9 protein-coding genes are annotated in these 10,732 nt (G+C 69.3%); 2 read left to right on the top strand and 7 right to left on the bottom strand.

The window, feature by feature from the left end; all coding sequences use genetic code 11:
• Positions 1–43 precede the first annotated feature (43 nt).
• On the top strand, positions 44–1,039 hold the full coding sequence (locus A5767_RS11860; protein ID WP_064852379.1) for an iron-siderophore ABC transporter substrate-binding protein: 996 nt from the start codon (positions 44–46) through the stop codon (positions 1,037–1,039).
• Between the two features lie 39 nt (positions 1,040–1,078).
• On the opposite strand, the gene A5767_RS11865 is transcribed toward A5767_RS11860, so the two are convergent.
• The 7 genes from A5767_RS11865 to A5767_RS11900 form a co-directional block, all read right to left on the bottom strand.
• A complete protein-coding gene (locus A5767_RS11865; RefSeq protein ID WP_006554101.1) occupies positions 1,079–1,825 on the bottom strand; it encodes a succinate dehydrogenase/fumarate reductase iron-sulfur subunit in 747 nt (248 codons plus the stop codon).
• Position 1,826: 1 nt separating this feature from the next.
• Positions 1,827–3,743 (bottom strand): fumarate reductase/succinate dehydrogenase flavoprotein subunit, encoded by a 1,917-nt coding sequence (locus tag A5767_RS11870; RefSeq protein WP_064255542.1) that lies wholly within the window; start codon positions 3,741–3,743, stop codon positions 1,827–1,829.
• 45 nt (positions 3,744–3,788) lie between these two features.
• Positions 3,789–4,625 (bottom strand): hypothetical protein, encoded by an 837-nt coding sequence (locus tag A5767_RS11875; protein ID WP_006554103.1) that lies wholly within the window; start codon positions 4,623–4,625, stop codon positions 3,789–3,791.
• Positions 4,622–4,909: a hypothetical protein gene (locus A5767_RS11880; RefSeq protein ID WP_006554104.1), complete on the bottom strand. Its 288-nt coding sequence runs from the start codon at positions 4,907–4,909 to the stop codon at positions 4,622–4,624. The genes A5767_RS11875 and A5767_RS11880 overlap by 4 nt, the downstream gene beginning before the upstream one ends.
• Positions 4,910–5,013: 104 nt before the next feature.
• On the bottom strand, positions 5,014–5,727 hold the full coding sequence (gene bioD / locus A5767_RS11885; RefSeq protein WP_006554105.1) for a dethiobiotin synthase: 714 nt from the start codon (positions 5,725–5,727) through the stop codon (positions 5,014–5,016).
• On the bottom strand, positions 5,724–6,863 hold the full coding sequence (locus tag A5767_RS11890) for an 8-amino-7-oxononanoate synthase (RefSeq protein ID WP_006554106.1): 1,140 nt from the start codon (positions 6,861–6,863) through the stop codon (positions 5,724–5,726). Before A5767_RS11890 ends, bioD begins: the two co-directional genes overlap by 4 nt.
• A 307-nt stretch (positions 6,864–7,170) precedes the next feature.
• Positions 7,171–8,460, bottom strand: coding sequence for an adenosylmethionine--8-amino-7-oxononanoate transaminase (locus tag A5767_RS11900; protein ID WP_064852380.1), 1,290 nt, complete (start codon positions 8,458–8,460; stop codon positions 7,171–7,173).
• A 149-nt stretch (positions 8,461–8,609) separates the two neighbouring features.
• Here A5767_RS11900 and A5767_RS11905 point away from each other — a divergent pair, with 149 nt between their 5' ends.
• Entirely contained in the window at positions 8,610–10,718 is a 2,109-nt protein-coding gene (locus tag A5767_RS11905) for an acyltransferase family protein (RefSeq protein ID WP_064852381.1), read from the top strand.
• The last annotated feature ends 14 nt before the right edge of the window (positions 10,719–10,732 follow it).

Consider the following 10,732-nt stretch of genomic DNA (forward strand, 5'->3'; position numbering starts at 1 on the left):
TTAGGATCGCCTCACTTGTTGTTCGACAGACTCGAGGCCCCTCATGACACGCCGATCCGCTGCGTTGCTCCGTTCCGCCGCTCTGTTCACGGCCACCGCGATCGCGCTGACCGCGTGCGGATCGTCCGACACGGAGTCCGACTCCGGTTCGGCACCGGCCGACGGCGCCTTCCCCGTCACGGTCGACACGAAGTTCGGGGAGGTCACCATCGAGTCCGCCCCCGAACGCGTCGCGGCTCTGGGCTGGGGCGACGCCGAAACTGCACTGGCACTCGGCGTTCAGCCGGTGGCGGCGAGTGACTGGCTCGCCTTCGGCGGCGACGGCGTGGGGCCGTGGGCGCAGGGGCTGTACGACTCGCCGCCGGAGCTCATCGGCACGATCGAGCCGTCCTTCGAGATGCTCGCGGCGCAGGAGCCCGATCTGATCCTCGATACCAAGAGTTCCGGTGAGCCGGCCCGCTACGAGACGCTGTCGGGGATCGCCCCGACCGTCGGCGGCCCGGAAGGCAGCGACGCCTACCTCACGTCGCTCGACGACCAGGTGGCCACCGTGGCAGCGGCGCTCGGTGTCCCGGACAAGGGTGCCGAACTGCTGTCGCAGATCGACGCGGATTTCGCGCAGGCCGCCGCCGACAATCCCGAGTTCGCGGGCAAGACCGTCACCGTCGCCTCCTACACGTCGGAGGGGTGGGGCGCCTACGTCGTCGGCGACTCGCGCGTCGACTTCATGACCGAGCTCGGCTTCGTGAACAATCCGCAGGTGCAGGCCGCGGCGACGGACGATTTCTTCATCACCGTCTCCGACGAGAACCTGGGCATGCTCGACTCCGACCTGCTGATCGTGCTGCCGATCTACGTGCCGGCCGCCGAGGTGACCGACAATCCGGTCTTCCAGCAGATCCCGGCGGTGCGCGACGGCCGGTTCCTCGTGCTCGACAGCGATTCCGACATCTCCGCGGCGTTCTCGACGAACTCGGTGCTGTCGGTGCCGTTCGCGCTCGACGAACTGGTTCCGATGGTCGCCGAACGCGTGAACTGAGCCGGTCCCTGCGTCCGGCCCCCGGTCCCTGCTCCCTGCTCAGCGCCGGAACAGCTTGTTGCCGAGCCACACGATCGGGTCGTAGCGGCGGCCGGCGACGCGTTCCTTCATCGGGATCAGCGCGTTGTCGGTGATGTGAATGTTCTCCGGGCACACCTCGGTGCAGCACTTGGTGATGTTGCACATACCCAGGCCGTGCTCGTCCTGCGCGACGTCGCGCCGGTCGGCGACGTCGAGCGGGTGCATCTCGAGTTCCGCGATGCGCATGAGATAGCGAGGACCGGCGAAGACCTCCTTGTTCTCCTCGTGGTCGCGCACCACATGGCAGACGTTCTGGCACAGATAGCATTCGATGCACTTGCGGAACTCCTGGGAGCGCTGCACGTCGACCTGCTGCATCCGGTACTCCCCCGGCGCCAGATCAGGAGGCGGCGCGAAAGCCGGTATCTCGCGTGCCTTGCGGTAGTTGAACGAGACATCGGTGACGAGATCTCGGATGATCGGGAAGGTGCGCATCGGGGTCACGGTGATCGTCGCGTCGGGATCGAACAGCGACATGCGGGTCATGCACGTCAGGCGCGGGCGACCGTCGACTTCCGCCGAACACGATCCGCACTTGCCCGCCTTGCAGTTCCAGCGCACGGCGAGATCCGGTGCCTGGGTGGCCTGCAGACGGTGCAGGATGTCGAGGACGACCTCCCCTTCGTTGACCTCGACGGTGTAGTCCCGCAGTTCCCCGCCGTCGGCGTCGCCCCGCCAGATCCTGAACGCCGCCTGGTATCCCATCTCAACCCCTCCGTCCGGGATGATCCGCGAGTTCCTCGTCGGTGTAGTACTTCCCGAGTTCGTCGATGTCGAACAGCTCCAGCAGGTCGGGACGCATCGGTTGCTGCCGTTCGGCGGTGACCGTCACGTCGGGGACGAACGGGTCGCCGCCGTCCAGGCGACAGGCGAGCAGAGTGCGACGCCATTCGGAGTCCATCGACGGGTGGTCGTCGCGGGTATGTCCCCCGCGGCTCTCGGTGCGCTGCAACGCGGCCCGCGCGACGCACTCGCACACGAGGAGCATGTTCCGCAGGTCCAGGGCGAGATGCCAGCCCGGGTTGAACTGGCGGTGGCCCTCCACCGCGACGTTGCGGATCCGTGTGCGCAGGGTGTCGAGTTCGCGCAGGGCACGTTCGATCTCGTCCGCGCGCCGGATGATGCCCACGAGATCCTGCATGACCTGCTGCAGGTCGGTGTGCAGGGTGTACGGGTTCTCGGCGCGATCGGTGTCGGCCGGATCGAAGGGCGAGAGCGCCGCACGGGCGGCGGCGTCGATGTCGGCGTCGCCGACGATCGGCCGCGAGGTGAGGCTCTGCACGTAGTCTGCGGCGCCGAGACCTGCCCGGCGACCGAAGACCAGCAGATCGGACAGCGAATTCCCGCCCAGCCGGTTCGATCCGTGCATGCCACCGGAACATTCCCCGGCGGCGAACAGCCCCGGGACTGCCGCAGCGGCGGTGTCGGGGTCGACCTCGATGCCGCCCATCACGTAGTGGCAGGTCGGGCCGACCTCCATGGCCTCGGCGGTGATGTCGACGTCGGCGAGTTCCTTGAACTGGTGATGCATCGACGGCAGGCGGCGCATGATCTCGTCGGCCGGCATCCGCGAGGCGATGTCGAGGAAGACTCCGCCGTGCGGAGTCCCCCGGCCGTCCTTGACCTCGGAGTTGATGGCGCGGGCGACCTCGTCGCGCGGGAGCAGGTCGGGCGTGCGGCGATTGTTCTCCTGGTCCTCGTACCAGCGGTCGGCCTCCTCCTCTGTCTCCGCGTACTGGCCTTTGAACACCGGCGGGATATAGGAGAACATGAACCGCTCCCCCTCGGAGTTCTTCAGCACTCCGCCGTCGCCTCGCACACCCTCGGTGACGAGGATGCCCTTCACGCTCGGCGGCCAGATCATCCCTGTCGGGTGGAACTGGACGAACTCCATGTTGATCAGGGTGGCGCCGGCACGCAGGGCGAGGGCGTGACCGTCGCCCGTGTACTCCCACGAGTTCGACGTGACCTTCCACGACTTGCCGATACCACCGGTGGCGATGACGACCGCGGGCGCCTCGAACAACACGAAACGCCCGGTCTCGCGCCAGTATCCGAACGCACCGGCGATGCGTCCCTCGTCGTCCTTCAGCAGTTCGGTGATGGTGCATTCGGCGAAGACCCGCACCCGGGCCTCGTAGTCGCCGTGCTCGGCGTGGTCCTCCTGCTGCAGCGACACGATCTTCTGCTGCATCGTGCGGATGAGTTCGAGTCCGGTGCGGTCGCCGACGTGGGCGAGTCGCGGATAGGTGTGGCCGCCGAAGTTGCGCTGGCTGATCCGTCCGTCGGGGGTGCGGTCGAACAGCGCTCCGTAGGTCTCCAGCTCCCACACGCGGTCGGGGGCCTCGCGGGCGTGCAGTTCGGCCATCCGCCAGTTGTTGAGGAACTTGCCGCCGCGCATCGTGTCCTGGAAGTGCACCTGCCAGGAGTCGCGGGGGTTGGCATTGCCCATCGCGGCGGCACATCCGCCCTCGGCCATCACGGTGTGGGCCTTGCCGAACAGCGACTTGCACACCACGGCGACGGAGAAGCCGCGTTGCCGCGCCTCGATCACCGCGCGTAGCCCGGCGCCGCCTGCTCCGATCACGACGACGTCGACCTTGTGCCGTTCGACATCCACCATCCGTGTTCCCCCTCCTCCGGTGCGGCCGGTGTCGTGCCGTGCGCGTCAGCCGATGAACCGCAGATCGGCGATGGTGTCGCTCGCCACGAGCATGATGTAGAAGTCCGTGAGGATCAGGGTTCCCAGCGTGATCCACGCGAACTGCATGTGCCTGGTGTTGAGTTTCGAGACGAACGTCCAGATCCGGTAGCGCACGGGGTGTTTCGAGAAGTGCCGCAGCCTGCCTCCGGTGACGTGCCGGCAAGAGTGGCATGACAACGTGTAGCCCCAGAGCAGCACGACGTTGATCAGCAGGATCAGGTTGCCGAGTCCGATGCCGAACCCGCTCGGACCGCGGAAGGACAGGACGACGTCGTAGGTGTTGATCAGCGACACCACGAAGCCGGCGTAGAAGAAGTAGCGGTGCGAGTTCTGCAGGATCAGCGGGAACCGCGTCTCCCCGGTGTAGTGCCGGTGCGGTTCGGCGACCGCACACGCGGGCGGCGACAACCAGAACGATCGGTAGTAGGCCTTGCGGTAGTAGTAGCAGGTCAGCCGGAAGCCGAGGAGGAACGGCAACGACAGGAAGGCGAGCGGGATCCACATCGGGAGTTCGCCGACCCACGTGCCGAAATGGCGGGCGCCGTCCACGCAGGACGCGCTCACGCACGGCGAATAGAACGGCGTGAGGTAGTGGTAGTCCTCGACGTAGTAGGCGCTGCGCACGAACGAACGGATCGTCGCGTACACCACGAACACACCGAGACCGAGGACGGTGAGTGCGGGTGTCTGCCACCAGCGGTCGGTCCGCAGCGTCCGCGCGGTGATCCGTGCGCGGCCCTCGGATCGGACGCCGGTGGCCGGCTCACCGCGCGCCGCCGGCGTCGCCTCGGAGGTGCTCACCGCGAGCCGTGCAGCCCGCCGAGACCTTCGTCGTCCGTATCCGTTCCGCGGAACAACGAGTCGTCGTACGGCGTATCGGGAATCGGGATGCGTTGACCGAGGCCGTTGACGACCTCGCGCGGAGGATGTTCGGCGAAGTCGCGTATGTCGATGTCGAGACGTTCGACGTCGTTCGACAGCCTCTTCACCGGGGCTGCGTCCCCGTAGCGCGATCGTAGGGATCCGAGGCATTGGCGCAGGTGGGCGGCGGTGCGCTGAAGTTCCTGCAATTCGCTGATGGACATCCGTACCTCCGGGCCGAGCGGTCGACATGTCCCTTCCGTAGCGGGTATCGGCATGTCGCGCCGGCCGACACGATGGGAACAGGCCAGTTGCAATGTGGCATCCATCACAGTACAGCGGAAGATCCGCCCGCACGCCGTTTCGTCGGGAGCGGCAGATCCGACCACCGAGAGGCACGGGTGGCGAAGACGCGGGCGTCGAGAGCGCCGCTGCCGGCCGGGATCCTGCCCACGATGGGGACGCCGGTGACGTCGGGGAGGTCGTCGAGATTGCACTGCTCCGCCAGATCCGGTGCAGCAGGCCAGGATCCGACGATGACCCCCGGACATTCGATCCCCGCCGAGCGGAGCGCGGCCACGGTGAGCGCGGTGTGGTTGAGCGTGCCCAGTCCCGCGGCGGCGACGATCACCGCCGGCGCTCCGAGCGCGGCCGCGACGTCGGCGAGGGTGAAACCGCCCGCGCCGAGCCGGACGAGCAGACCTCCCGCCCCCTCGACCAGGGTGAGGTCGTACTCGGTGTCGAGAATCCGGACGGTGTCGACGATCTCCTCGAGGGTGAGCATCGGGCGTCCGCTGCGCCGCGCGGCGGTATCCGGTGCGAGCGGATCGGGATACCGCGCGAGTTCGACGAGCCGGACACGGTCCCCGGCCAGTCGCCGGATCTCCTGCAGGTCGCCCGGCCCGTCGTCCGTCACGCCCGTCTGGGCGGGTTTGCACACCGCGACCCGCAGTCCCGCGGCCACGGCGTTCGCGGCGAGTGCCGCGGTCGCGACGGTCTTGCCCACATCGGTCGACGTGCCGGTGACGACGAGGATGCTCACGCCCGGGCTCCCGCGAGGACGTCGGTGAGCACCTCGTCGACGAGGGCGCGTTCGTCGTCGGTGAGGTTCGCGCGTGCCGTCAGGCGCAGCCGCGAGGTACCGGCCGGAACCGAGGGCGGCCGGAAGCAGCCGACGTGCACGCCGCGGTCGCGGCACCGCGCCGCGGCGTCGGCGGCGACGCGCGGGTCGCCGAGGATCACCGACACCACGGCGGACGGCGGCGCCTCGACGCCCGTGAGACGAGCCAAGCACCCGGCCTGCTCGAGCACGGCAGCGGCACGTGCGGGTTCGGCGCGCAGCACCTTCAGCGCACCCCGGGCGGCACCGACGGCGGCCGGGGCGAGTCCGGTGTCGAAGATGAAGGTGCGCGCGGTGTCCACGAGATGTTCCCGCACACGCCCGTCGGCGAGGACGGCTCCGCCCTGGGAGGCAAGGGATTTCGACAGCGTCGCGGTGACGACCACATCGGGCTCGCCGGCGAGGCCCACTTCGTGGACGAGTCCGCGGCCCCCCGCGCCGCGGACTCCTACCCCGTGGGCCTCGTCGACGAGGAGCAACGCGCCGTGCGCTCGGCAGACGCGATGCAGTTCCCGCAGCGGCGCGAGGTCGCCGTCGGTGCTGAACACCGAGTCGGTCAGGACGAGCGCGCGGGCCTCGGTGCGGGTCGCGAGGGCGTGCGCGACCGCGTCGACGTCGTTGTGCGGGGTGACGACGATCCTCGAGCGGGACAGCCGGCACGCATCGACGAGCGAGGCGTGACCACCGGCGTCGGAGACGATCAGTGCGTCCTTGCCACCGAGGGCGGCGACGGCACCGAGGTTCGCGGCGTATCCGCTCGAGAACACCAGGCCGCTGTCGGCCCCGACGAAGTCGGCGAGTTCGCGTTCGAGGAGTTCGTGTTCGGCGGTGGTGCCGGTGACCAGCCGCGATCCGGTGGCGCCGGCTCCCCATCGCCGCAGGGCAGCGGTCGCTCCCGCGAGGACCTCGGGATGGCGGGTCAGGCCGAGATAGTCGTTGGAGGCGAGGTCGACGACGGTCGTGCCGGGGGTTCGGACGACGGGGTCGCGGTGCAGGCCCGCTGCGCGTCGCGCCGCTGCGGTGTCGTCGAGCCACGCCAGGGCGGGATGTGCGGTCATGAGCGGTGACCATACTTGAACACCGTTCAAGTCGTCACGTCGGTCGGCTCGGGTCGTAGGCTCGGACGGTTCGGCAGACCCCGACGAACGGCATGGGAGGTGGTCGTCCACATCAAATCCCGGGACGGAACGACGATCGGATTCCGCAAGCTCGGGCAGGGTCCGGGTCTCGTCGTCGTGCACAGCAGCATCGCGACCGGGGACGAATGGTCGCGTATGGCATCCGCCCTGGCGGACCGCTTCACCGTCCATCTCGTGGACCGGCGCGATCGCGGGGTTCCTCACCGCCGTCCGCTGACCCCTTCGGTCACCGAGCATTCGCGCCGACGGCGGCGATCATCCCCGAGGTGATCGCCGCGAGATCGTCGGCTGAGCAGATGTAGGGCGGCATCGTGTAGACGAGATTGCGGAACGGCCGCAGCCACACCCCGGCCGCCACGGCGGCGTCGGTCGTCGCGCGCATGTCCACCGGATCGGTGAGTTCGATCACGCCGATGCCTCCGAGGACGCGGACGTCCGCGACCCCCGGCAACTCGCGTGCCGGCGCGAGTCCCTCCGTCAGTCCCGCGTTCACCGCCGCCACCTCGGCCCGCCAGTCGCGGGAGAGCAGCAGTTCGACCGCCGCGACGGCGACGGCGCACGCGAGCGGGTTGCCCATGAAGGTCGGGCCGTGCATCACACCGCCACCCTCCCCCGCGCTGATCGCTTCGGCGACGGCCCGCGTGCACAATGTCGCCGCGAGGGTCATGTATCCGCCGGTGAGTGCCTTACCCACGCACATCACGTCCGGGCTCACTTGCGCGTGGTCGGCGGCGAAGAGTTCGCCTGTGCGCCCGAAACCGGTCGCGATCTCGTCGAAGATCAGTACCAGTCCGTGCTCGTCGCACATCCTGCGCAGCTCGCGCAGATACCGCGGGTCGTGGAAGCGCATGCCGCCGGCGCCCTGGACGACCGGCTCGACCACGATCGCGGCGAGCTCGTCGACGTGCTCGAGCAGGATCGCCTCGAAGTGCGCGACGTAGTCGGGATCGAAACGGGCCGGTGGGGCGGGGGCGAAGACCTGCCGCGCGAGCATGTCGGTCCACAGTGCGTGCATGCCGCCCTCCGGATCGCACACGCTCATCGGGGCGAAGGTGTCGCCGTGGTAGCCGCCGCGCCAGGTGAGCAGGCGACGCCGTCCCGGCCTGCCGACGGCACGCTGGTACTGCACCGCCATCTTCACGGCCACCTCCACCGACACCGAGCCCGAGTCGGCGAGGAAGACGGTGTCGAGACCGGCGGGGGTGATGTCGACGAGCAGTTCCGCGAGCCGCGCGGCGGGTTCGTGGGTGAGGCCGCCGAACATCACGTGGCTCATCCGGTCGAGCTGATCGCGGACGGCCGCGTCGAGCACGGGATGCCCGTATCCGTGCACCGCGGCCCACCACGAACTCATGCCGTCGACCAGCTCACGACCGTCGGCGAGGACGATCCGGGTACCGTGGGCACGGTCGACCACCAACGATTCGGTGGTCGCCGGAAACGCGCCGTAGGGGTGCCAGAGGTGCCGAGCGTCGAGGGTGCGGATCCGCTCGACCGGGAGAGGAGAGTTGCCCACGCCCAAACTGTAGGCGGTTGGAGGTCGCCGCCCGCAGCCGCGTAGTCTGCCCGAGTTGCCGTGAACGACGCTCACGGCAATCGGCCGGTGCGTTCGTCGCCCGGTTCGCAGCACAGCCGAACACGTAAGACACCGGGGGTATCCGTCACATGTCCGTCCACACCTCGGGACCGGAACTCGAGAGTGGCGCGCGGACAGCAGGCAGGCGCCCCGCGCGTCGTGCCGACATCGACGGATTGCGCGGTCTCGCGATCGCGCTCGTGGTGATCTTCCACGTCTGGTTCGGTCGCGTCTCCGGTGGTGTCGACGTCTTCCTGGCGCTCTCCGGCTTCTTCTTCGTGGGCACGCTCCTGAGGACCGCCGACTCCTCGGCCCCGCTCGATCCGCGTCCCGTCCTGCGGCGGATCGGCCGGCGTCTGCTGCCTCCGCTCGTCGTTGTGCTCACCGCTGTCGCGGCCGCCACGGTGGTGCTGCGGCCGTTCACGCAGTGGCTCGAGGTGGCCGACCAGACCGGGGCGTCGCTGCTGTTCTTCCAGAACTGGTATCTCGCCCGCACGGCGAGCGACTATCTGGCCGCGGATCCGATGGTCAGCCCGCTCCAGCACCTGTGGTCGATCGCCGTGCAGGGCCAGTTCTACATCGCGGCGCTCGTGGTGGTGTTCGGCTTCGCGTGGCTGTTGCGGCGGATGTCGGTGCCTGTCCGCCTGCCCCTGACGGTGCTGCTGGCCGCCCTCACCGCGGCGTCGCTGGCGTACGCGGTGCTCGCCGACCGGCCGCAGTCGTGGATGTACTACGACAGCGCCGCCCGTGCCTGGGAGCTGACTCTCGGCGGACTGCTGATGTGCCTGTCGCCGTGGCTGCGGGTTCCGCGCGCGCTGCGGATCGTGCTCGGTGCGCTCGGACTCGCGGTGCTGCTCGCGTGCGGCTTCGTCCTCGACGGCAACTCCCTCTTCCCCGGGCCGTGGGCGCTCGTCCCCGTCGGTGCGGCCATGGCGCTCGTCGTCGCGGGTATCCGCTCCGGCTCCGGCTCCGACTCCGACTCCGACTCCGACTCCGAGCACGACACGCCGTCGGCGCGACTGCTGGCATCCGCGCCCATGGTGCGCCTCGGGGCGATCGCCTACGCGCTGTACCTGTGGCACTGGCCGATCCTCATCGGTTACCTGATCGTGCTCGGGCACCCGTCGGTCGGCCTGGTGGGCGGGCTCATCGTGATCGCCCTGTCGCTGCTGCTCGCCGAGGCGTCGACCCGGTGGTTCGAGGACCCCATCCGCCGCGTCGAACCCCCTCGGCCGTCCCGCACCGCGCTCGTGGGTCTCGTGACGGTCCTGGCCGTCACCCTCGTCGGGGCCGCGAACCTCTGGCACACCCACGTCGACCGTTCGACGGAGGCCCTCGAGGGCGTCGCCGCCCTGCCGACGGAGCTGTACCCCGGCGCTGCGGTGTTCGATCCCGCCGTCTCCACCGAGCCGCAACCGGTGCAACCGCCGCTGCTCGTCGCCCATCGCGACCTGCCTCCCGCGACGCTCGACAACTGCATCGCCCAGCACACCAATCGCGCACCGTTGACCTGTACCTACGGCGACCCGCTCGCGACCCGCCGCATGGTGATCGTCGGGGGGTCGCACTCGGAGCACTGGCTCGCTGCGCTCGACGCGCTCGGCATCGAACACGGTTTCCGCCTCGACACCTATCTCAAGGTCGGGTGCCCGCTCTCCGATCCCCTCGCCCCGCTCGTCGAGGAGTCCCCGACGGTCGAGTGCGACACATGGTCGACCGCCGTGCTCGCCGAACTGCGCGCGGATCCGCCCGACTACGTGTTCACCACGTCGACGCGCACCAAGGACCAGGGCGAAGGGCCGGGCGACTTCGTTCCGTTCTGGTACGTCGATCTGTGGGAGACGCTCGCCGACTACGGCATCCCGGTGGTGGCGATCCGCGACAACCCGTGGCTGTTCCGCGGCGATCTCGCCTATCGGGCCGCCGACTGCCTTGCGGGAGGCGGCACCGCGGAGACGTGCGGGGTGCCGCGCGAGGAGGCGCTGGACCCGATCGACCCGGCCGTCGCCGCATCCGCGCACCTGCCCACCGTGTCGCTGCTCGACCTGTCCGACAAGTTCTGCCGGCAGGATCTGTGCCGGGCGGTGGAGGGAAACATCCTCATCTATCGTGACGAGAACCACCTCACCACGACCTACGTCCGGACGCTGACGCCCGAGCTCGGCCGACAACTCGGTCCCGCCACCGGCTGGTGGTGACGCGCTCACCCGGT

The sequence above is a fragment of the Rhodococcus sp. 852002-51564_SCH6189132-a genome, from assembly GCF_001665495.1.
Lineage (GTDB): Bacteria > Actinomycetota > Actinomycetes > Mycobacteriales > Mycobacteriaceae > Rhodococcus > Rhodococcus pyridinivorans.

What these genes read in the sequence shown, in the direction of transcription:
- A5767_RS11870 (WP_064255542.1), bottom strand. Translation starts at nt 3,743, where the DNA reads ATGGTGGATGTCGAACGGCACAAGGTCGACGTCGTCGTGATCGGAGCA.
- A5767_RS11905 (WP_064852381.1), top strand. Translation starts at nt 8,610, where the DNA reads ATGTCCGTCCACACCTCGGGACCGGAACTCGAGAGTGGCGCGCGGACA.
- A5767_RS11890 (WP_006554106.1), bottom strand. Translation starts at nt 6,863, where the DNA reads ATGACCGCACATCCCGCCCTGGCGTGGCTCGACGACACCGCAGCGGCG.
- A5767_RS11865 (WP_006554101.1), bottom strand. Translation starts at nt 1,825, where the DNA reads ATGGGATACCAGGCGGCGTTCAGGATCTGGCGGGGCGACGCCGACGGC.
- A5767_RS11860 (WP_064852379.1), top strand. Translation starts at nt 44, where the DNA reads ATGACACGCCGATCCGCTGCGTTGCTCCGTTCCGCCGCTCTGTTCACG.
- A5767_RS11880 (WP_006554104.1), bottom strand. Translation starts at nt 4,909, where the DNA reads ATGTCCATCAGCGAATTGCAGGAACTTCAGCGCACCGCCGCCCACCTG.